The sequence below is a fragment of the Streptomyces sp. KMM 9044 genome, from assembly GCF_024701375.2.
Classification (GTDB): Bacteria; Actinomycetota; Actinomycetes; order Streptomycetales; family Streptomycetaceae; genus Streptomyces.
The window spans coordinates 6,761,895-6,782,941 of record NZ_CP113910.1 but is presented as its reverse complement, the minus strand read 5'-3'; the positions used below and the strand labels follow the sequence as shown (position 1 = coordinate 6,782,941).

The window sequence follows — 21,047 nt, the reverse complement described above, 5'->3', positions numbered from 1 at the left end:
ATCAACTGATCACAGCTGGTCAGCTACCGATCAGCGCAGCGGTCCGCGGTGCAGAACCCGCCGAAGCACGATCGCTTCAGGACCGTGATCCAGCCCGGAGGCTGTGCAAAAGAGTGACCCGCGGAGGACGGAGCTAGCGCGCCGGCGCTAGCACCGGCAGGGGGCGACGGAGGCAGCAAAGATGCCCCTTACATCGGAATGGCACGGTTCTGCACCTACGGTGGATATCCGGCATGGGCTCCATCACACTAACCTCGGGCACGACCACCATGACCGGCACGGGCCGGTGTCCATACGGAGGAGGCGGTCTTGTCCACATCCGCTGCGGAACATGCCCCCGGCCTCGCGTCGGCCGGCTCGGTCGCGGCCCGCGCCCGCGGCCTGACGAAGGCGTACGGATCCGGCGAGACGACCGTGCTCGCCCTGGACGCGGTGGACGTGGATGTCGCGCGCGGCCGGTTCACGGCGGTGATGGGTCCGTCGGGGTCGGGGAAGTCGACGCTGATGCACTGCCTGGCCGGGCTCGACACCGTCTCGGCCGGACAGGTGTGGCTCGGCGACACCGAGATCACGGGGCTGAGGGACCGTGAGCTGACACGTCTGCGCCGGGACCGGATCGGGTTCATGTTCCAGTCGTTCAACCTCATCCCGACGCTGAACGCGTTGGAGAACATCACCCTCCCCATGGACATCGCGGGCCGGAAGCCCGACGAGAAGTGGCTGGACCAGGTCATCGACACGCTGGGCCTGCGGGACCGGCTGCGGCACCGGCCGGCGCAGCTGTCCGGTGGCCAGCAGCAGCGCGTGGCCTGTGCGCGGGCGCTGGCCTCCCGGCCCGAGCTGATCTTCGCGGACGAGCCGACCGGCAATCTCGATTCGCGTGCCGGACTGGAGGTGCTCGGGTTCCTGCGCGAGGCCGTGGACCGGCTGAACCAGACCGTCGTGATGGTCACCCACGACCCGGGTGCCGCCATCCACTCCGACCTGGTGCTGTTCCTGGCCGACGGGCGGATCGTCGACGAGATGGAGCGGCCCACGGCACAGGCGGTGCTCGACCGGATGAAGCGGTTCGACGTGGTCCGCGCCCAGGCCGGCGGCGACGGCGGACCGGCACCGGGCGGCGCCCCCGGCACCGCGCCCGATGCCCCCTCCACCACCGAGGGTGCCGTACCCGACGAGCCGGCCCCCGGCAAGGACGGCAAGGACTGAGACCGTGCTGAAGGCGACGCTCAGGAGCTTCCTCGCACACAGGGGACGGCTGCTGCTGTCCGCACTGGCTGTCGTCCTGTCCGTGGCGTTCGTCGCGGGCAGCCTGATCTTCTCGGACACCGTCTCCCGTACCTTCGACCGGCTCTTCGCCTCCGCCTCCGCCGATGTGACGGTCTCACCCCCGGACGACCTGGACGCGGCCGTACCCACCGGCGAGGTCCGGACCGTGCCCGCCTCCCTCGCCGAACGGCTGGCCGGGACCGACGAGGTCGAGTCCGCCCGCCCGGACGTCGAGGCCGGGAACATCACGGTCGTCGACAGCGACAACGAGCCGGTGGGCCCGACGACCGGCGCGCCCACCCTCGCGGTGGACTGGTACGCCCACGAGCGCAGCGTCGTGGAGCTGGCCTCGGGCCGCGCCCCGCGCGGTGCCGGGGAGGCCGTACTGGACGCGGACACCGCCGACGCCAAGGACGTGGTGATCGGCGACACCCTGTCGGTGCAGGCGCAGCCGGGCACCTTCCGCGTCGAGATCGTCGGAATCGCCACCTTCACCACCACGAACCCCGGCACGGCCCTCGTCTTCCTCGATCCCGAGGTCGCCGCCGCCGCGTTGCTGGGCTCCGCGGACCGGGCCACGAGCATCGCGGTCGAGGCAGCGCCGGGCGTGAGTGACGAGGAACTCGGGCGCCGGGTCACCGAGGTGCTCGGCGCCGGCACCTACCAGGTGGAGACGGCCGACGAACAGGCCGCGACGGCCGCCGAGGAGCTGGGCGGGTTCCTCGACGTGATCAAGTACGTGATGGTCGGCTTCGCCGGGATCGCGGTGCTCGTCGGCATATTCCTGATCGTCAACACCTTCTCGATGCTGATCGCGCAGCGCACCCGCGAACTCGGGCTGCTGCGGGCGCTCGGCGCCGACCGGCGTCAGGTGCGCCGCTCGGTGCTCACCGAGGCGGTGCTGCTCGGCCTGATCGGCTCGACGTTGGGCCTCGCGGCCGGCGTCGCACTCGCCTACGGACTGATCCGGCTGATGAGCGCCTTCGGCATGAACCTGAAGACCACGGAGATGGTCGTCGGATGGGCCACACCCGTCACGGCGTACGTGGTCGGGGTCGGGGTCACCTTCGTGGCCGCGTATCTGCCGGCCCGCCGCGCGGCGGGCGTGTCTCCCATGGCCGCCCTCGCCGATGCCGAGATCGCCGGGGTGGGCAGGCCGCTGCGGACCCGCGCGGTGGTGGGCTCCGTGGTCGGGGTGCTCGGCGCAGCCGCCCTCGTGGGCTGTGCCGTCTCCACCGAAACAGTGCCGGCGGCGTCCCTGCTGGGGCTCGGGGTCGTCCTCACCCTGATCGCGATGGTCGTCGCCGGTCCGTTGCTGGTGCGGCCGGTGATCCGGGTGCTGGGCGGGGCCTTCCCCGCCCTGTACGGGCCGGTGGGCCGGATGAGCCAGCGCAACGCCCTGCGCAATCCCCGCCGTACGGGTGCCACCGCCGCCGCGCTGATGGTGGGGCTCGCCCTGGTCGGCGGCATGTCGGTGGCCGGCGCCTCCATGTCCCGCTCCTTCGACGAGCAGATCGACAGGACGCTGGGCGCCGACTTCGTCATCCAGAACGACAACTTCCTGCCCTTTCCCCAGGAGGTCACCGACCGGGTGCGGGACACGGACGGGGTGGGCGTCGTCGTGCGGCAGCGGTTCGCGCCGGTGGCGGTGCGGCTGCCGGACGGGGAGCGGATCGAGACGACCGCCGCCGGGTACGACGAGCGGGTCGACGACGTCGCCCGGGTCACGTACACGAGCGGCGACACGTCGGCTGCCCTGGCCGACGGCGGCATCGCCATGGACGCCGGCTTCGCCGCGGACCACGGCGTCTGGACGGGCAGTGTGATCCCGGTCGAGTTCCCTGGCGGGCGGCGCACCGAGCTGACCGTGGGCGCCTTGACCGACATGGAGGGCGGCGAGGGCCTCGGCATCCAGGGCGGGCTGTTCTTCGGCATCGCGACGGTCGAGAAGTACGTGCCCGGCGGGCAGGACTCAGCGCTGTACGTGAACGCCGCCGACGACACGGGCGCGGATGAGCTCCGCGACCGGCTGGCGACGACGCTCGGCCCGTATCCACAGGTCCAGGCACGTGACCAGGCCGACTACAAGGACCTCGTTCACGACCAGATCGCGGTCCTGCTGTACCTCGTCTACGCCCTCCTGGGGCTGGCGATCGTCATCGCCGTGCTCGGCGTGGTCAATACCCTGGCGCTGTCGGTGGTGGAGCGCACCCGGGAGATCGGGCTGCTGCGGGCCATCGGACTGGGCCGCCGGCAACTGCGGCGGATGATCCGGCTGGAGTCGGTGGTGATCGCCGTGTTCGGCGCGGTGCTGGGTCTCGCACTGGGGCTGGTGTGGGGCGTCTGCGCACAGCAGGTGCTGGCGCTGCAGGGCATGACCGCGCTCGCGATTCCCTGGAGCACCATCGTGGCCGTCGTCATCGGTGCTGCGGTGGCCGGCGTCGCGGCGGCACTGCTGCCGGCCCTGCGCGCGTCGCGGATGAACGTCCTGGAGGCGATCGCGCACGAGTGACCCGCGCGTGCGGGCGCGCCGGGCGGGTGGGGACGGAGGCGTGCGTGGACGGTGGCGTGCAGGGCTGGTGGACTGCGGGGCCGGCATGCGGACGTGCGGCGCGTCCGGGTCGTGGAATTCCGTGTCGCGGGCCGGGCCGCGTGCTGGGATCGGCGCATGACCGAGCTGCGCATACGGGCCGCGACATCCGAGGATCTCGACACCGTGCTGGCCTTCTGGAAGGCCGCGGCCGAGGGCACGAGCATCAGCGACGACCGGGAGGGCATGGAGCGGCTGGTCGCCTGCGACCCCGAGTCCCTGATCCTCGCCGAGAAGGGGGCGGAGCCGGTCGCAACCGTGATCGCCGGCTTCGACGGCTGGCGCTGCCATCTGTACCGGCTCGCGGTGCACCCGGACCACCGCAGACAGGGCATCGCCTCCGCGCTGCTGGCCGCCGCCGAGGAGCGGTTCGCCGGCCTCGGGGGCCGCCGCGCGGACACCATGGTGCTGCGGCGCAACGAGACCGCGCACCGCGCGTGGGGCGCCGCCGGGTACGTGCCCGGGGAACACTGGCGTCGCTGGGTCAAGCCGCTCCCGGGCAACGCCCCGGACGGCAGGTTCTGAGCGTGCCTGCGGGCGGTGGACGACCTCGCCGGTGACCTTCGGCGGTCCTTTACTCTGGGTGGGTCACTCGGTCCTCCATGAAAGGTTGTGTGCGTCCGTCCATGGGCGAGCCTCCCAGTAGAACGCGGCATCGCAGTACCCGACGTCGCCGCACATCGCACCGTGCACTCGTTCGCTTCCCGTCCGGCCGCGGGACGGAGGTGACCCGATGACCGAGCTGCTCCTTCTTCTGGTGGCGATCCTGCTCTCCCTCGCGTGCGGCGCGTTCGTCGCGGCCGAGTTCTCCCTCACCACGGTCGAGCGGTCCGACCTCGAGCGGGCCGTGGAGCGCGGTGACCGGGGCGCCGCCGGTGCCCTCAAGGCCGTACGGAACCTGACCTTCCAGCTCTCCGGGGCGCAACTCGGCATCACGGTCACCAATCTGGTGGTCGGCATGCTCGCCGAGCCGTCGATCGCCGTGCTGATCTCCGGTCCCCTGGAGGCCGTCGGCGTCTCCGCGTCGGTGGCGAGTTCCCTGGCGCTGGTGCTCGGCACGGCCCTGTCGACCGTCTTCCTGATGGTGGTCGGCGAACTCGTGCCCAAGAACTGGGCGATCTCGTCGCCGCTGGCCGTCGCGAAGAACGTGGGCAACACGCAGCGCTGGTTCAGTGCCGCTTTCCGCCCCTTCATCACGCACCTGAACAACACGGCGAACCGCATCGTGCGCCGCTTCGGTGTGGAGCCCGCCGAGGAACTGGCCTCCGCCCGCGGCCCCCAGGAACTGGCGGCCCTGGCCCGGCACTCCGCCAAGGAAGGCGCCCTGGAGGCCGACACCGCGGAGCTGTTCGTCCGCACCCTGAACCTCGCCGATCTCACCGCGGAGAACGTGATGACCCCACGTGTCCAGGTCGTCGCGCTGGAGGTCCAGGCGACCTGCGAGGACGTGGCGAACGCGACCCGGGCGACGGGGCTGTCCCGGTTCCCGGTGTACCGCGGCACCTTCGACTCGGTGGTCGGCACCGCGCACGTCAAGGACGTACTGGCGGTGCCCGCCGAGCGCCGGGCCCGGGTTCCCGTGTCGGAAATGATGCGCGAACCGCTCCTGGTCCCGGAATCACTCACCGTGGACCGGCTGCTGGACCGGCTCTCCGGCCGGCGCACCATGGCCGTGGTGATCGACGAGTACGGCGGTACGGCGGGCGTGGCCACGCTGGAGGACATCGTCGAGGAGGTTGTCGGCGAGGTCCGCGACGAACATGATCCGCACGAGACCCCCGACCTGGCCCGGACGGGTTCGGACGAGGGCGGGCACGACCTGTTCTCGGCCGACGGCTCCGCGCGCGTGGACCAGCTCGCGCGGGTCGGCCTGCGCGCGCCGGACGGGCCGTACGAGACCCTGGCCGGGCTCGTGGCCACCGAGCTGGGCCGGATCCCCGCCGTCGGCGACACCCTGGAGGTCGTCGGCTGGCGGATGGAGGTGCTGGACGCGACCGGCCGTCGCGCGGCACGCGTACTGCTGCACGCCCCGCTCCCCGACCCGCACCCGCAGGAGGCGGGGCCGTCCGGCCCGGTACCGGGCCGGACGGCCGGACGGACGGCAAGCGACACGGCGCGACGCGTGAGAAGGGGGTCCGGCGATGATCGCCGTACAGCTGCTGATCGGTCTGGCTACGCTGGTCGTCAACGCCTTCTTCGTGGGTGCCGAGTTCGCGCTGATCTCGGTGCGCCGCAGCCAGATCGAGCCGTACGCCGACCAGGGAGACCGGCGCGCCAAGAACGTGCTGTGGGGCCTCGAGCACGTATCCGCCCTGATGGCGGCCGCGCAACTCGGCATCACGCTGTGCACCCTGGTCCTCGGTGTGGTCGCGGAGCCCGCCATCGCGCATCTGCTGGAACCGGCGTTCCACTCGATGGGCGTGCCGGACGGCGCGGGGCACGCGGTGTCCTTCGTGGTCGCCCTGTCGCTCGCGACATATCTGCACATGCTGCTGGGCGAGATGGTGCCGAAGAACATCGCACTGGCGGAGCCCGTGCGCAGCGCGCTGATGCTCGGTCCGCCGCTGGTGGCACTGTCCCGGGCGCTGCGCCCGGTGATCTTCACGATCAACGCTTTCGCCAACGCGCTGCTGCGGCTGCTGCGGGTCGAGGTGCGCGACGAGGTCGTGGCGACCTTCTCCGACGCGGAACTGGCGCAGATGGTGAAGGACTCCGGCGAGGCGGGTCTGATCGACGACCGCGCGCAGGAGCGTCTGAACGACGTGCTGGAGCTCGGCCGCCGGCCGGTACGGGATGTGGTGCTGCCGCTGGAGAGCGTGGTCTACGCACGCGTGGGCGTCACCCCCGAGGGGTTGGAGGCGCTCTCGGCCGAGTCCGGGTACTCCCGCTTCCCGGTGGTGGACGAGGGTCGGCGGATCGTCGGCTACCTGCACGTGAAGGACGCCCTCGACGCCTCACCGCGCGACATGCCGTTCCTGCTGCGGGACATGCGCTCCATCGCGCGGGTGCGGGAGAGCACGCCGATGGACGACGTCCTCACCGCGATGCGCGGCAGCCGTACGCATCTGGCGGCCGTGCTCGGGTCGGACGGACGGCTGGCGGGCCTGGTGACGATGGAGGACGTGCTGCAGGAGTTGTTCGGCCAGCGTGCCTGAGCGGGGCCCGGACGGCTCCGAGCAGGGAGGGAGCCGACCGACCGGCGGGTATGTGCACGGGATATCATCTCTGGCGCCATGCAGACGAACCCCACGCACACCAGCCTGGTCGCGGTCGGCGACTCCTTCACCGAGGGCATGTCGGACCTGCTGCCCGACGGCACGTACCGGGGGTGGGCCGACCTCCTCGCCGCGCGGATGGCGGCCGTCGCGCCCGGCTTCCGGTACGCCAATCTCGCGGTGCGCGGCAAGCTGATCCGGCAGATCGTCGGTGAGCAGGTGGACGCGGCGGCAGCCATGCGGGCCGACGTGGTCACCCTGGTCGGCGGACTGAACGACACACTGCGGCCCAAGTGCGACATGGTCATGGTGCGGGATCTGCTGACCGAGGCGGTGGAGCGGCTGGCCCCGCACTGCAAGCAGTTGGTGCTGATGCGCAGCCCGGCCCGCCAGGGCCCCGTGCAGGAGCGGTTCCGGCCGCGCATGGAGGCGCTGTTCACCTGTGTCGACGAGCTGGCCCGGCGGCACGGCGCGCTGGTCGTCGACCTGTACGGGGTGCCCTCGCTCGGCGATCAGCGACTGTGGGACGTGGACCGGCTGCATCTGACCGGAGACGGGCACCGCAGGGTCGCGGAAGCCGTGTGGCAGGCCCTGGGCTACCCGCCCGAGGATCCCGAGTGGCAGCTGCCTCCGCCGGCCTCGCTGCCGCCCGGCTGGACGGAGCGGCGGGCCGCGGACGCCCGGTTCGCCCGGCGGTACCTGCTGCCGTGGATCGGCCGCCGCCTCACCGGCCGTTCCTCGGGCGACGGCCTCCCGCCGAAGCGCCCCGAGCTGCTGCCGTACGACCTGCGGTGACGGCGGGCCGCCGCCTCGCCCCGTAGCTTCCTCCAGATCACCCCGTGACACCGGCCTGCACGAATCACCAGTAAACTCCGTGCACGTGACTGCTGAGCCCGCCAAGCCCCGTATCCCGAACGTCCTCGCCGGACGTTACGCCTCCGCCGAACTCGCCACGCTCTGGTCCCCCGAGCAGAAGGTGAGGCTCGAGCGGCAGCTCTGGCTCGCCGTGCTGCGGGCGCAGAAGGACCTCGGCGTCGAGGTGCCGGAGTCGGCGATCGCCGACTACGAGCGGGTCCTCGACCAGGTCGACCTGGCCTCTGTCGCGGAGCGCGAGAGGGTCACCCGACACGATGTGAAGGCGCGGATCGAGGAGTTCAACGACCTCGCCGGGCATGAGCACGTGCACAAGGGAATGACCTCCCGCGACCTCACCGAGAACGTGGAGCAGCTGCAGGTCCGGCTGTCGCTGGAGCTGATGCGCGGCCGTACGGTGGCGGTGCTGGCCCGGCTCGGCAAGCTGGCCGGTGAGTACGGCGAGCTGGTCATGGCCGGCCGCTCGCACAACGTGGCGGCCCAGGCCACCACCCTCGGCAAGCGTTTCGCCACCGCCGCCGACGAACTGCTCGTCGCGTACGGCCGGCTGGAGGAGCTGCTGGGCCGCTATCCGCTGCGGGGCATCAAGGGCCCGGTCGGTACGGCGCAGGACATGCTGGACCTGCTGGGCGGCGACGCGGACCGGCTCGCGGAGCTGGAGCGGCGGGTCGCCGGGCACCTGGGCTTCGCCGAGGCGTTCATCTCGGTCGGCCAGGTCTACCCGCGGTCGCTGGACTACGAGGTGGTGACCGCGCTGGTGCAACTGGCGGCGGCACCCTCGTCGCTGGCGAAGACGGTCCGGCTGATGGCCGGGCACGAGCTGGTCACCGAGGGCTTCAAGCCGGGCCAGGTCGGCTCGTCGGCGATGCCGCACAAGATGAACACCCGTTCCTGCGAACGCGTCAACGGCCTGATGGTGATCCTGCGCGGTTACGCATCGATGACCGGGGAACTGGCGGGCGACCAGTGGAACGAGGGCGACGTGTCCTGCTCGGTGGTGCGCCGGGTGGCGCTTCCCGACGCGTTCTTCGCGCTCGACGGACTGCTGGAGACGTTCCTGACGGTGCTCGACGAGTTCGGTGCGTTCCCGGCGGTCGTCGCCCGGGAACTGGACCGCTACCTGCCGTTCCTGGCCACCACCAAGGTGCTGATGGGTGCGGTGCGCGCGGGTGTCGGCCGTGAGGCCGCGCACGAGGCGATCAAGGAGAACGCCGTCGCCACGGCCCTCGCGATGCGGGAGCAGGGCGCCGAGCGCAACGACCTGCTCGACAAGCTCGCGGCCGACGAGCGGATCCCGCTCGACCGGCCCGCGCTGGACGCGCTGATGGCGGACAAGCTGTCCTTCACGGGTGCCGCGAGCGCCCAGGTCGCCGCAGTCGTGGGCCGTATCGACGAGATCGTCAAGCGGCACCCGGAGGCCGCCGGGTACACCCCGGGGGCGATCCTCTGACGCGCTTCACCCCGGAGGAGTTGCGGGCCGCCCGCGACCGGCTGGTGCCGGACGTGGCCGCGGACGGCCTGCACGTGCTGTTCTGCGGCATCAACCCGGGCCTGATGACGGCCGCGACGGGCCACGACTTCGCCCGCCCCGGCAACCGCTTCTGACCGGCCCTGCACCGCTCCGGCTTCACGCCGAGGCTGCCGGCGCCGTCCGAGCAGGAGGAGCTGCTGTCGTACGGGCTCGGCATCACCAATGTCGTGACGCGGGCGACCGCGCGGGCCGACGAGGTGAGCGTCGGGGAGTACCGGGAGGGAAAGCGGCTGCTCGCCCTGAAGGTGGCTCGGCTCCGTCCGCGGTGGCTGGCCGTCCTGGAGGTCACCGCATACCGGGTCGCGTTCGACGACCGCGGGGCGAAGGTGGGGCCGCAGGCACGGACGATCGGCGACACGCGTGGGTGGGTCCTGCCGAACCCGAGCGGTCTCAATGCGGTTACAACTACCCCTCGACCATGATCCACTTCGCCGCCCGACATCCGGGCCGGACACTCCTAGTCGATCTTTCGACAGGGGCGTTTGTGCAGCTCAGGGCCCACGCCACGCCGACCCCGAGCGTCAGGCGCAGCCTGCAAGGCCGCAGGGAAGTGCGACCGATCCAAACAGATGATCTTGCAGCAGTGCAGCGGTCGATCACCCCGCTTCCCCCCTGACGTCCCAGGGATGATCTACGCGGAGCTAGCCTCACCCCTGGCTGACGGTTGGGCGTGCACTCGTCGCCCCCTTGACCACCCCTCGGGAAGGTCGGCGCGATGGCACCGAGAAAGTTTCTCGTCCATTCGAGCAAGGAGAGCCATGCGCGCTCAGTTCCTCGGCAAGGACCCGGAATCGCAGGTGGGCCAGTCGCCGACGCTCTTCGCGACCGACCGCACCGACCGTAAGACCTACATCGCCCAAGGGGGGGTCGTGACCGACCCTCAGACACTCGCCGACCTCGGCCCGGTCCCCGAGGGCGAAGCGATCGTCGAGATCCCCGAAGATGTCCTGAAGTTCTACGCCGGTACCGGGAGTGTTCAATGAACGGCGGATCCGATGATCGAGGAGACGCCAGATGGGCGACATCACCATCGAGCGGATACCGGGCAGCGAGCCGGTGGTGGCCGTGCCGGCGAGTGATGAGCAGTTGGTTGCGATGCTCGTGGACCGGGCCCGCAGCGAGGGGCTGCAGTCGGCTGGGGAGGGCGGGCTGCTCCAGCAGTTGACCGAGCGGGTCCTGGAGTCCGCTCTGGGGGAGGGCGGGATCACCGATCGCCTCGGCCACGAGAAGCACGACGCCGGGGGCCGGGGCGGCGGCAACTCCCGCAGCGGGGCCCGGGTGAAGACGGTGCCGACCGATGTCGGTCCGGTCGGGGTGGAGGTTTCCCGGGATGTGGCGGGGGCGTTCGGGCCGGCCATCGTCAAGAAGCGGCAGCGGTGCCTGTCCGGCGTGGGCGGGACGGTGTTGTCTTTGTCCGTGAAGGGGCTGACGCGCGGTGAGATCTCCGCGCACCTGGCCGAGGTCTACGGCGCGAGCGTGTCCAAGGCCACGGTTTCCACGATCACGGGCAAGGTGGTGGACGGGATGGCGGAATGGTCCAACCGGCCGCCGGACCGCGTCTGTCCGGTGCTGTTCGTGGACGCGATCGACGTGAGGATCCGGGACGGGCAGGTGGCGAACCGTCCGATCTACGTTGTGATGGTGGTCACGGCCGAGGGGCACCGGGGCATCCTGGGGATCTGGGCCGGTGACGGAGGCGAGGGCGCGAAGTGCTGGCTGAGCGTGTTCACGGACCTCGAGGACAGGGGTGTTGACGACGTCCTGATGCTGGTCTGCGACGGGCTGAAGGGCCTGCCCGAGGCCGTGGAGACACTCCGGCCTCGAGCGGTTGTCCGGACTTGCGTCGTTCACCTGCTGAGGAACAGCTTCCGGCATGCGGCCCGTCAGGACCGGGACAGGATGGCCAGGGCGCTCAAGCCCGTCCACACGGCCCCGAGCGAGGCCGCCGCGACCGGGCGGTTCAGCGAGTTCCAGGAAGCCTGGGGCAAGAAGTATCCGGCGGTCATCCGGCTCTGGGAGAACGCCTGGGCCGAGTTCGTCCCCTTCCTCTCCTTCGACGTCGAGATCCGCGAGGGTGATCTGCTCGACGAACGCGATCGAGTCCGTCAACGCCCGCATCCGCAAGGCCGTCCGCGCCCGCGGCCACTTCCCCTTCCCCGACGGGGCCGCGGCCCTCAAGTGCGTCTACACGGCGCTGATGAGCCTGGACCCGGGCGGCAAGGGCCGCAAGCGGTGGACCATGCGCTGGAAGGCGCCACTCAACGCCTTCCAGACCGCTTTCGAGGGCCGGCTCACCCCGGCCAACAACTGAACCTCAACAACCAAGACCAGCCGTTAAATTGACACACCCCCGCCCACGGACGGCGTCCGGGTGAGGCGGGCGCGTCGGAGCCGACCTGCGTGGGACGGATTGTCCGGGACGGGGCGTGTGAACGGCCGGGCGGGCTGCGGCGGGCTCCGGTCGTGGGCCGGAGGTGGTCGTGCCCGGTGGTCACCGGGGCCCACCGCGCCGAGTACGATCCGCCCCACACGCGCACGAGCTGGGAGGACGGACGGTGAGTCGGCTGACCGGCGGGGATCCCTCGCTGCTGCGGAGGATCAACTCCGCGGTGGTGCTGCACGCACTGCGGGCCACGGACTGCGCGACGCTGACCGAGGTCACCAGGGTGACGGGGCTGTCGCGGCCCACCGTCGAGGGCGTTGTCGAGGGGCTGATCGAGGCGGGCCTCGTCGTGGAGAAGGCAACGGAGGAGGGGGCGGCGCGGCGCCAGGGGCGGCCGGCGCGGAGGTTCCGGTTCCGGGCGGAGGCCGGCCATCTGCTGGGCCTGGAGATCGGGCCGCACCGGGTGGCGGCGCTGCTGGCCGACCTGGACGGCCGGATGATCGGCGCCCACTCCAAGGACGTCGGGGAGAGCGCCGGTGCCGACGAGCGGCTGGAACGGCTGCGCGCCGCCGTCGCCGAGCTGCTGCGCCGGGCCGGCGTACCGCGCGACTCGCTGCGGGCCGTGGGTGTGGGGACGCCCGGGATCGTCGAGGCGGACGGCACCGTACGGCTGGGCACGGCGCTGCCCGGGTGGACGGGGCTGGATCTGGGCGAGCGGCTGAGCCGGTCCTTCAACTGTCCGGTGCTGGTCGAGAACGACGCCAACGCGGCAGTCGTGGCCGAGCATTGGAAGGGCGTCGCCACCGGGACCGACGACGTGGTGTTCGTGCTGGCGGGACTGAGTCCGGGCGCCGGTTCACTGATCGGGGGGCGGCTGCACCGGGGGTACGGCGGGGCGGCCGGTGAGATCGGCGCGCTGCATCTGCTGGGCCGCGAGGCGACCCCCGAGAAGCTGCTGTCGACCACGGACGAGCCGTTACATCCGCTCGACGAACAAGCGGTGGCCGAGGTCTTCGCCCAGGCCCGCGAGGGCGACAAACGGGCTCTCGCGGCCATGGACCGCTTCATCCAGCGGCTGGTCCACGACGTGGCCGCGCTGGTGCTGGCCCTGGACCCGGAACTCGTCGTGATCGGCGGCTGGGCGGCCGGACTGGACGGCGTACTGGAACCGTTGCGACGCGAGCTGGCCCGCTACTGCCTGCGTCCGCCGAGAGTCGCCCTGTCCCGCCTCGGGGAGGCGGCGGTGGCGACGGGCGCGGTGCGTCTCGCCCTGGACCATGTGGAGGAGCAACTCTTCGCGGTGGAGGGCACGGTGACGGCCCGCCGGTAGGCGGCGCACCGCCCACGTGGCGCCACGCGTCCCGGGCGGGCCTGGCACCGTCGGGGCCGGTGTGCCCCGTCGCCGGCCCTCGCCCCCGGCCCTCGGCGCTCGCCCCGCCGGCAGCACACGTCCCGTGACCCGCCGTCGGCGCCCGAAGACGCCGAAGCTCAGGAGGCGCGGCGCTCGGGGCCGTGGTGGATCTCCACACCTCCGAAGTCGCCGAAGGTCAGCCGGCAGGTGTCCGCGCGGTAGGTGGCCACGGAGAGCGCGGCGACGCGGCCCCGTGCGATGAAGCGGGTGGTGACGACGAGGACGGGCGCGCCCGGCAGGCGGTCCAGTTCCTTGGCGTCGTTCGCGCGTGCGGAGCCGAGTTCCACCGCGTTCTCGTGCCGCTCCAGTTCCAGGTGCTGCAGTTCGCGCAGCACCGCACGCGCGCGGGCCGCCCCCGATGGGGCGTCGATGGCGGAGAGGTCGGGCACCGAGGAGGCGGGGATGTACAGAAGCTCGGCGGCAACGGGCTGCCCCTGTGAGACCCGGGACCGCCGCACGGTGTGCACGGCCTCGTCACGGCCTGTCACCAGGGTGTCGGCGACAGCCGCGGGCGGTGCTTCGAGCGTGCAGTCCGCGGCCCGCCAGGCGTCGTCGGACCCGCCCGGCCAGGCGTGCTGCGCCGTGCCGAGGGACACACCCATGCGCGGCGGAGCGACGGTGGTGCCCACGCCCCGGCGGCGCTGCAGCCTGCCTTCCAGCTCCAGCTGCTCCAGTGCCTGACGGAGCGTGGCACGGGCGACGCCGAAGCGAGCGGCCAGATCGCGCTCGTTGGGCAGGATCTCGCCCACCGCGAACTCCGAGTCGAGGGCCTCGCTGAGCACGGTCCTGAGATGCCAGTACTTCGGTTCCGGCACCGGTTCCAACTGCGTGGTCCCCACCCTGTCCTCCGCGATCGCCGGGTCCGGTGGCGTTTTAACGCCCTTGTTTATTAAAGGTTGTTTCACTTCTCTGCGACCATATGGTGACCCTCACCCTTGGTCAATACCAATCGGACATGACGACGGGACCCACGGCCGGACGGCGCGGGTCCCGTGCGCGGGTGGCCGGCCCCTACTCGGCGGCCTCCAGCGCGCGCAGCTTGTCGGGGTTGCGGATGATGTAGACCGTCTGGACCCGCCCCTCGGCGATGTCGGAGTAGGGGTACCCGAACGCCTCCCGCAGGACGAACACCGCGCACTCCAGCGGGGACAGCGACTCCACGACGACGAGGGCGGCGAGGGAGACCGAGTCGGCGAGCACCACCCGCTCGGCGGTGTCGAAAGCGGTGTCACCGAAGTCGGTGACGTACGGCTCGGGCAGCCACGGGCCGATGTACGTCTTGCCCCGCGCCTTGATCTGACGCAGCCGGTCGAGGGCGAGGCGGGTGGCGACGCGCACCAGGTGGGCACGCGGCTCGCGCACCTCGGACCGGTCGCCGCCCGCCCAGCGCCGCCACGCCTCCTGGACGACGTCCTCGGCGCCGGTCACCCGGCCGAGCATGCGATAGGCGACCCCCAGAAGGACGGGGCGGTGCTCTTCGAAGGCTTTGGTCACGGTGTCGACTCTGCTGCTCAATTCGGGGGATGGTCGCGCACCGCATCCGAGAGGGGCCGGGGCCGGACCGCCTCCTCGCGAGACCCGTTCCCTGCGCCCCGTCGACAGCCCGGCGTCACTCTCCGCAATTGAGCAACAGAGTTGGTGCTGTCGGCGCTGTCGGCGCTCACCCCTGCATCCCAGCCGACCCGTGCGGCGGTGTCCAGGCGGATTCGGACGCCGCGCGGAGCGGGAGTCCGGGAGCGGGCGCCGGGGGCTACCCGTCGGTAGTGATTGCTGACAAGCTGTCCACGGCATCGGGCGGCGTCCCACCGCGAGTCCCAGACGAGGAGCACCTTCATGTCCGCGACCGTCTCCTTCGGGGTCGCCTCTGCGCACGGCCCGCAGACCGTGACCCTGTCCTACGCGCGTGTGGGCCGCGGCGAACCGCTGCTCCTGCTGCACGGCATAGGTCATCACCGCCAGGCCTGGGACCCGGTCGTGGACGTTCTCGCCACCGAGCGCGAGGTGATCGCCGTGGACCTGCCCGGTTTCGGCGCCTCCCCGGCGCTGCCGGGTGGCCTCACCCACGGCCTGCCCACCATGAACGCCGCCCTCGTCGCCCTGTGCGGGAAGCTGGGACTCGACCGGCCCCATGTCGCGGGCAACTCGCTCGGCGGTCTGCTGGCCCTGGAGCTCGGCCGTGAGAAGCGCGTACGGTCCGTCACCGCACTGTCCCCGGCCGGGTTCTGGACCCCGGCGGAGCGCCGGTACGCCTTCGGCGTGCTGATCGGCATGCGGCGGATCGCGGAGCGCATGCCGCTGCCCCTGGTCGAGCGGCTCGCCCGCTCGGCGGCCGGGCGCGCGGCGCTGACCAGCACCGTCTACGCCCGTCCGGGCCGCCGCTCCCCCGAAGCGGTGGTCGCCGAGACCTGCGCGCTCGCCGGGGCCACCGGCTTCACCGAGACGCTCCGGGCGGGCACCGGCGTACGGTTCACCGACGACGTGCCCGGCATCCCGGTCACGGTCGCCTGGGGCGCCCGTGACCGGCTGCTCCTCCCGCGCCAGGGGGTCCGGGCCAAACAGACGATCCCTGGAGCGCGGCTGGTCCGGCTGCCCGGCTGCGGCCATGTCCCGATGAACGACGACCCCGCCCTGGTCGCCCGCGTCCTGCTCGACGGCAGCCGCTGAACGGGGACGGTACGCGGCGCTGACGGCGTGCCGACACCCCGGCTCCGCGGGGAGTTGTTCACTTGGGATTTGCGTGCGGGCCGTGCCGCCCGAGTACTTGTGGCAGCGCACACCGGCCGGATCTCCCGCCCCCCTGGAGGCGCATTCATGTCACCCCGCTCGCTCCCCGGTCGTCGCGCCGTCCTGCGCGGCTCGCTCGCGGCCTCGGCGGCCCTGGCCCTGCCCGCCGCCGTCGGGTCGGCGCCCGCCTTCGCCCGGTCCGGGCGCCCCGAGGCGAAGTGGGGTGTGCAGACGGGCGACGTGACGCGCGACTCCGGGCTGGTGTGGGTGCGCTCCGACCGCCCGGCCCGGATGATCGTCGAGACATCGGCGACCGAGTCGTTCCGCCGCCCGCGCCGCCTGCACGGCCCGCTGCTCGGCCCCGGCACGGACTTCACCGGGACGACCCGGCTGCACGGGCTGCCGGCGGGTGAGCAGATCCACTACCGGGTGCGGCTCTCCGACCCGGACGACCCGCGCCGTTGTGGCGAGCCGGTCACCGGTACGTTCCGGACCGTGTCCGCGCGACGCGAGGGCGTGCGGTTCGTGTGGTCGGGCGACCTGGCGGGGCAGGGCTGGGGCATCAACCCCGGGTTCGGCGGCTACCGGATCTTCGAGGCGATGGCCCGGACCGACCCCGACTTCTTCCTGTTCAGCGGCGACACCATCTACGCCGACGGGCCGATCCCGGCGACCGCCGCACTGCCGGACGGCAGTGTCTGGCGGAACATCACCACGGAGGAGAAGTCCGAGGTCGCCGAGACCCTGGCCGAGTTCCGCGGCACCTTCCGTTACAACCTGCTGGACGAGCACTTCCGCCGGTTCAACGCCCAGGTCCCGTCCATCGTGCAGTGGGACGACCACGAGGTGCGCAACAACTGGTACCCGGGCCAGCTGATCACGGACACGGACGGCCGGTACACGGAGAAGAGTGTCGACGTACTGGCGGCACGGGCGCGGCATGCCTTCAGCGAGTACTTCCCGGTGTCCACGCTGCGGCCGGGCGCGCGCGAGGGCCGGGTCCACCGGGTGCTGCGGCAGGGGCCGCTGCTCGACGTGTTCGTGCTGGACATGCGGACGTACCGCAACGCCAACTCCCCCGGTGACCAGACCGTGGACCCGCAGGGGATCCTCGGGCGGGAGCAGTTGGAGTGGCTCAAGCGGGGGCTGGCGCGGTCGCGGGCGGTGTGGAAGGTGATCGCCGCGGACATGCCGATCGGCCTGATCGTGTCCGACACGAGCGAGGGCGCCCAGCACGTCGAGGCGGTGGCCCAGGGCGACCCGGGGGCACCGCTGGGGCGCGAGCTGCAGATCGCCGAGCTGCTGCGGTTCATCAAGCACCGGCGGATCACCGGCACGGTGTGGCTGACGGCCGACGTGCACCACACCTCGGCCCAGCACTACCAGCCCGCGCGGGCCGCGTTCGGGGATTTCGAGCCGTTCTGGGAGTTCGTCTCCGGGCCGTTGAACGCGGGCGCCTTCCCTGCGAGCGCGCTCGACGGCACCTTCGGTCCGGAGCGGGTGTTCGTGAAGGCGCCGGCCGTGGCGAACGTCTCGCCCGCCGGCGGTTACCAGTTCTTCGGCGAGGTCGACATCGACGGCGGCAGCGGAGAGCTGACCGTACGGATGCGGGAGCAGGACGGCACCGTGCTGTACACGAAGCGGTTGCAGCCGGGTCTGGTCGGTCAGTAGCCGGACGGCGGGCAGCCAGCCAGCCGGAAAGCCGACAAAGAAATTATAGCTACCACAAAAACTCTTTACTCGCCAGCCATGACGCGTTAGTGATCACGAAACACACTTCCTTCACAGTGGTTGCATGAGTCGAGACATGTCAGATGTGGCGCGAGACCGGCACGGCCGTCCCCCTCAGGGCCGGACGAGAGGCGAGCCGACCTCACGGTTCACGGCGGCGTTCCACAGTTGGCGGGCACGCCGCCACGGTCACGCGCCCCCCGCATCCGATACCGACGGCGACCGGCTCCCGGCCTCCGAGCAGCAGGACGGGCGGTCGGCCCTGTCGTCCGCCGACGGGGCCGTGCCCAGCGCCCCGGCCCGGAGCACGCTGTGGCGGATGCGGACGACGGTGCGGGACGAACCGGGCGCACTGGCCGCACTGTGCACGGCGCTGGCCGGGGAGAGGGTCGACATCCTGAGCCTGCAGACTCACCCGCTGGGCCGGGCCACGGTCGACGAGTTCCTGCTGCGGGCGCCCGCCGACCTGCCCGGCACCGGCCTCACGACGGCGGTGGCGAGCGCCGGGGGCACCGACACCTGGATCGAGCGGGCCGACGCCCACGACCTGGTGGACGCCCCGACCCGGATGCTGGCCCTCGCCGCGCGTACGGCACTGGACGCCGCGGAACTCCCACTGGCATTGAGACAGTTGCTGGGTCGGTGCACGATCCGTTCGCTGCCCGCCTCGCCGGGTGCCGGCCGGCGGGCGCCGGAGGGTGTGCCGGTCGAGGGGACCCTGGAGGACACCGTGATGCGGCTGCGCGCCCCCGAGGGCGGCGTGATCACCGTGGAGCGGCCGTATCTGCCCTTCACGCCCACCGAGTTCGCGCGGGCCAGGGCCCTGGTGGAGCTGGACGCCCGGCTCGGCCCCCGGGTCCCGCGCGGCCAGGACGTCCTCACGCTGCCCGAGGGCAGCGACATCACCGTGCGCCGGGCGGACACCGGCGACCTGGAGGCGGGCCGGGCGATGCACGAGCGGTGCTCGCCCGAGACGCTGCGCCTGCGCTACCACGGGCCGGTCGGCGACGTGGACCGCTACCTGAACCACCTGCTGAGCCCGCGCTTCGGCCGCACGCTCGCAGTACGGACCGCCTCGGGGCAGATCGTCGGCCTCGGCCATCTGCTGTGGGACGGCGACGAGACCGAGGTGGCCCTGCTCATCGAGGACGCCTGGCAGCGCCGGGGCATCGGCGGCAAGCTGCTCGCCCGGTTGGTGGAGATGGCCGGCGAAGCGGGCTGCGCCCACGTCTACGCGGTGACGCAGGCGTCCAACACCGGCATGGTCGCCGCGATGCGCGGCCTGGAGCTCCCCCTCGACTACCAGATCGAGGAGGGCACCCTGGTCATCACAGCCCGCCTGGACCGGCGGCCTGCCCGCCGCGCGCAGGAGGAGCACCGCGCGCAGGATCACGGCGGTTCCAGGATCGGCCGCCGGTCGTAGGCCACCGCGCCGGGGAACGCGCCGACCGGGCACACGGGCCTGGGACCCGGGCCTGAGGCTCGGGCCCGGCGCACGGTCCGCAGGCGCACCCCGAGCGCACCGGACATGCGGACGGAGCGGCCCGGCGGATTCCGCCGGGCCGCTCCGTCGTCGTACCGCGTGCGTGCGCGATGCCTCAGCCGAGCGCCCCGTCCAGGTCGGCCCACAGGTCGTCGACGTCCTCCAGGCCGACGGAGAGCCGCAGCAGCCGGTCTCCGACTCCCGCGGCCCTGCGGTCGTCGGCGTCGACGATGCGGTGGCTGATGGACGCCGGGTGCTGGATGAGGGAGTCCACGCTGCCGAGGCTGACCGCCGGGGTGATCAGCCGTACGCCGCCGATCACCGCGTGCGGGTCCCCGTGCACCTCGAAGGAGACCATCGCACCGCCGATGCGCGGGTAGTGCACGCGGGCCACGCGCGGGTCTGCGGTGAGCCGGCCGGCGAGTTCGGCGGCGTTGGCGGAGGCGGCCCGGACCCGTACCGGCAACGTCGACAGGCCCCGCAGCAGCAGGTAGCCGGCCAGTGGATGCAGCACCCCACCGGTGGCGAACCGTATCTGGCGCAGCCGCCCCGCGGACTCCTCGTCGCAGGCCACCACCCCGGCCAGGACGTCTCCGTGCCCGCCGAGGTACTTGGTGGCGCTGTGCAGCACCAGCCGCGCCCCGTCTCCGGCCGGACGCTGGAGGACGGGAGTGGCGAAGGTGTTGTCGACGAGCAGCGGCACGGAGCCGCAGTCCCGGGCGAGTGCCCGCAGATCCACCTCCGTCAGAGTCGGATTGGCCGGTGACTCCACCAGCACCAGACCGGTGTCGGGTCGCAGCGCGTCGGCGACCCCGGCCGGGTCGGTCCAGGTCACCTCGGAGCCGAGCAGCCCTGCGGTCAGCAAGTGGTCGCTGCATCCGTACAGGGGGCGCACGGCGACGACGTGGCGCAGGCCCATGGAGCCGCGCACCAGCAGGACGGCGCTGAGCGCGGCCATGCCGCTGGCGAACGCGACGGCGGCCTCGGTGCCCTCCAGGCGGGCGAGGGCTGTCTCGAAGCGGGCGACGGTCGGGTTGCCGAGCCGCCCGTAGACGGGCGGGCCGTCCGGTTCCGCGCCGGTGGCGGCGAAGGCGTCGATCCGGGCGGCCTCACCACGGCTGTCGTGGGCGGGGTAGGTGGTGGACAGGTCGATCGGCGGGGCGTGCAGCCCCTGCCGGGCGAGGTCGTCCCGGCCGGCGTGCACGGCCTCGGTGGCGAGTGCTCTCGTGGTGCTGCGCGTGCCCATGCGTACGTCCATACCCCGAAGGGTGAACACCAGACGGGTCATGGGAGCCGATCTCCGTGTTACGTTCGGCCGATGACCGAGTCTGTCGTACTGGATCCGGTGGATCTTCATCTGCTGCGGCTGTTGCAGAACGACGCCCGGACGACGTACCGGGACCTCGCCGCGCAGGTGGGGGTCGCGCCGTCGACCTGTCTGGACCGGGTGACCCGGCTGCGGCGCTCGGGCGTGATCCTCGGGCATCGGCTGAAGCTGGACCCGGCCAAGCTGGGGCGAGGGCTCCAGGCGCTACTGTCGGTGCAGGTCAGGCCGCACCGGCGGGAGCTGGTGGGGCCGTTCGTGGAGCGGATCCGGGCGCTGCCGGAGTCATTGACCTTCTTCCACCTGACCGGGCCGGACGACTACCTGATCCATGTCGCGGTCGCGGACATGACGGATCTGCAGCGACTGGTGCTGGACGAGTTCACGTCGCGGCGGGAGGTGGCACGCGTGGAGACGCGGCTGATCTTCCAGCAGTGGGACTGTGGTCCCCTGCTGCCGTCTTCGCCCTCGGCTCAATCCGGGTGACGTCCGGCAGGCCGCGTACCAGGATGG

At 72.1% G+C, this 21,047-nt stretch carries 14 protein-coding genes and 4 pseudogenes; 15 read left to right on the top strand and 3 right to left on the bottom strand.

Annotated features, from left to right (window positions below; all coding sequences use genetic code 11):
• Positions 1 to 309 precede the first annotated feature (309 nt).
• The 11 genes and pseudogenes from HUV60_RS30285 to HUV60_RS30235 all read left to right on the top strand — a co-directional run bounded on the left by HUV60_RS30285 (position 310) and on the right by HUV60_RS30235 (position 13,191).
• Complete coding sequence (locus HUV60_RS30285) at positions 310 to 1,209, top strand: ABC transporter ATP-binding protein (protein WP_257848264.1); 900 nt, start codon at positions 310 to 312, stop codon at positions 1,207 to 1,209.
• A 4-nt stretch (positions 1,210 to 1,213) separates the two neighbouring features.
• Entirely contained in the window at positions 1,214 to 3,781 is a 2,568-nt protein-coding gene (locus HUV60_RS30280) for an ABC transporter permease (RefSeq protein WP_257848265.1), read from the top strand.
• Positions 3,782 to 3,937: 156 nt separating this feature from the next.
• Positions 3,938 to 4,384: a GNAT family N-acetyltransferase gene (locus HUV60_RS30275; protein WP_257848266.1), complete on the top strand. Its 447-nt coding sequence runs from the start codon at positions 3,938 to 3,940 to the stop codon at positions 4,382 to 4,384.
• Between the two features lie 208 nt (positions 4,385 to 4,592).
• Positions 4,593 to 5,915: pseudogene (locus HUV60_RS30270) on the top strand (hemolysin family protein); the annotation flags it as partial.
• 85 nt (positions 5,916 to 6,000) lie between these two features.
• Positions 6,001 to 7,014, top strand: coding sequence for a hemolysin family protein (locus tag HUV60_RS30265; protein WP_257851277.1), 1,014 nt, complete (start codon positions 6,001 to 6,003; stop codon positions 7,012 to 7,014).
• A gap of 78 nt (positions 7,015 to 7,092) precedes the next feature.
• The gene (locus tag HUV60_RS30260) at positions 7,093 to 7,869 is read left to right on the top strand and encodes an SGNH/GDSL hydrolase family protein (protein ID WP_257851278.1); all 777 of its coding nucleotides are present in this window, start codon (positions 7,093 to 7,095) and stop codon (positions 7,867 to 7,869) included.
• Between the two features lie 85 nt (positions 7,870 to 7,954).
• Positions 7,955 to 9,397, top strand: a complete 1,443-nt coding sequence (gene purB / locus HUV60_RS30255) for an adenylosuccinate lyase (protein WP_257851279.1) — start codon at positions 7,955 to 7,957, stop codon at positions 9,395 to 9,397.
• Positions 9,398 to 9,441: 44 nt separating this feature from the next.
• Positions 9,442 to 9,900 (top strand): annotated as a pseudogene (mug, locus tag HUV60_RS30250) (G/U mismatch-specific DNA glycosylase).
• Positions 9,901 to 10,236: 336 nt separating this feature from the next.
• Positions 10,237 to 10,461: a hypothetical protein gene (locus HUV60_RS30245; protein ID WP_257851280.1), complete on the top strand. Its 225-nt coding sequence runs from the start codon at positions 10,237 to 10,239 to the stop codon at positions 10,459 to 10,461.
• Positions 10,462 to 10,492: 31 nt separating this feature from the next.
• A pseudogene (locus HUV60_RS30240) lies at positions 10,493 to 11,789 on the top strand (IS256 family transposase).
• A 244-nt stretch (positions 11,790 to 12,033) separates the two neighbouring features.
• Positions 12,034 to 13,191, top strand: coding sequence for an ROK family transcriptional regulator (locus tag HUV60_RS30235; RefSeq protein ID WP_257851281.1), 1,158 nt, complete (start codon positions 12,034 to 12,036; stop codon positions 13,189 to 13,191).
• Positions 13,192 to 13,349: 158 nt separating this feature from the next.
• Here HUV60_RS30235 and HUV60_RS30230 read toward each other — a convergent pair whose 3' ends face one another.
• A complete protein-coding gene (locus HUV60_RS30230; protein ID WP_257851282.1) occupies positions 13,350 to 14,111 on the bottom strand; it encodes a GntR family transcriptional regulator in 762 nt (253 codons plus the stop codon).
• Between the two features lie 244 nt (positions 14,112 to 14,355).
• Positions 14,356 to 14,787, bottom strand: a pseudogene (locus HUV60_RS30225) (sigma factor); the annotation flags it as partial.
• 318 nt (positions 14,788 to 15,105) lie between these two features.
• Between HUV60_RS30225 and HUV60_RS30220 the strand changes: the two are divergent.
• The 3 genes from HUV60_RS30220 (at position 15,106) to HUV60_RS30210 (ending at position 19,150) form a co-directional block, all read left to right on the top strand.
• Positions 15,106 to 15,936 (top strand): alpha/beta fold hydrolase, encoded by an 831-nt coding sequence (locus tag HUV60_RS30220; protein WP_257851283.1) that lies wholly within the window; start codon positions 15,106 to 15,108, stop codon positions 15,934 to 15,936.
• A 147-nt stretch (positions 15,937 to 16,083) separates the two neighbouring features.
• A complete protein-coding gene (locus tag HUV60_RS30215) occupies positions 16,084 to 17,667 on the top strand; it encodes an alkaline phosphatase D family protein (protein WP_257851284.1) in 1,584 nt (527 codons plus the stop codon).
• Between the two features lie 124 nt (positions 17,668 to 17,791).
• Positions 17,792 to 19,150, top strand: coding sequence for a GNAT family N-acetyltransferase (locus HUV60_RS30210; RefSeq protein WP_257851285.1), 1,359 nt, complete (start codon positions 17,792 to 17,794; stop codon positions 19,148 to 19,150).
• 175 nt (positions 19,151 to 19,325) lie between these two features.
• Here the strand turns inward: HUV60_RS30210 and HUV60_RS30205 are convergent, their stop codons facing one another.
• Positions 19,326 to 20,498, bottom strand: coding sequence for a trans-sulfuration enzyme family protein (locus HUV60_RS30205; RefSeq protein WP_443047452.1), 1,173 nt, complete (start codon positions 20,496 to 20,498; stop codon positions 19,326 to 19,328).
• Between the two features lie 30 nt (positions 20,499 to 20,528).
• Between HUV60_RS30205 and HUV60_RS30200 the strand changes: the two genes are divergently transcribed.
• The gene (locus tag HUV60_RS30200) at positions 20,529 to 21,020 is read left to right on the top strand and encodes an Lrp/AsnC family transcriptional regulator (RefSeq protein WP_257851286.1); all 492 of its coding nucleotides are present in this window, start codon (positions 20,529 to 20,531) and stop codon (positions 21,018 to 21,020) included.
• The last annotated feature ends 27 nt before the right edge of the window (positions 21,021 to 21,047 follow it).

What these genes read in the sequence shown, in the direction of transcription:
- HUV60_RS30275 (WP_257848266.1), top strand. Translation starts at nt 3,938, where the DNA reads ATGACCGAGCTGCGCATACGGGCCGCGACATCCGAGGATCTCGACACC.
- HUV60_RS30265 (WP_257851277.1), top strand. Translation starts at nt 6,001, where the DNA reads ATGATCGCCGTACAGCTGCTGATCGGTCTGGCTACGCTGGTCGTCAAC.
- HUV60_RS30260 (WP_257851278.1), top strand. Translation starts at nt 7,093, where the DNA reads ATGCAGACGAACCCCACGCACACCAGCCTGGTCGCGGTCGGCGACTCC.
- HUV60_RS30245 (WP_257851280.1), top strand. Translation starts at nt 10,237, where the DNA reads ATGCGCGCTCAGTTCCTCGGCAAGGACCCGGAATCGCAGGTGGGCCAG.
- HUV60_RS30220 (WP_257851283.1), top strand. Translation starts at nt 15,106, where the DNA reads ATGTCCGCGACCGTCTCCTTCGGGGTCGCCTCTGCGCACGGCCCGCAG.
- HUV60_RS30215 (WP_257851284.1), top strand. Translation starts at nt 16,084, where the DNA reads ATGTCACCCCGCTCGCTCCCCGGTCGTCGCGCCGTCCTGCGCGGCTCG.
- HUV60_RS30210 (WP_257851285.1), top strand. Translation starts at nt 17,792, where the DNA reads ATGAGTCGAGACATGTCAGATGTGGCGCGAGACCGGCACGGCCGTCCC.
- HUV60_RS30205 (WP_443047452.1), bottom strand. Translation starts at nt 20,498, where the DNA reads ATGACCCGTCTGGTGTTCACCCTTCGGGGTATGGACGTACGCATGGGC.
- HUV60_RS30200 (WP_257851286.1), top strand. Translation starts at nt 20,529, where the DNA reads ATGACCGAGTCTGTCGTACTGGATCCGGTGGATCTTCATCTGCTGCGG.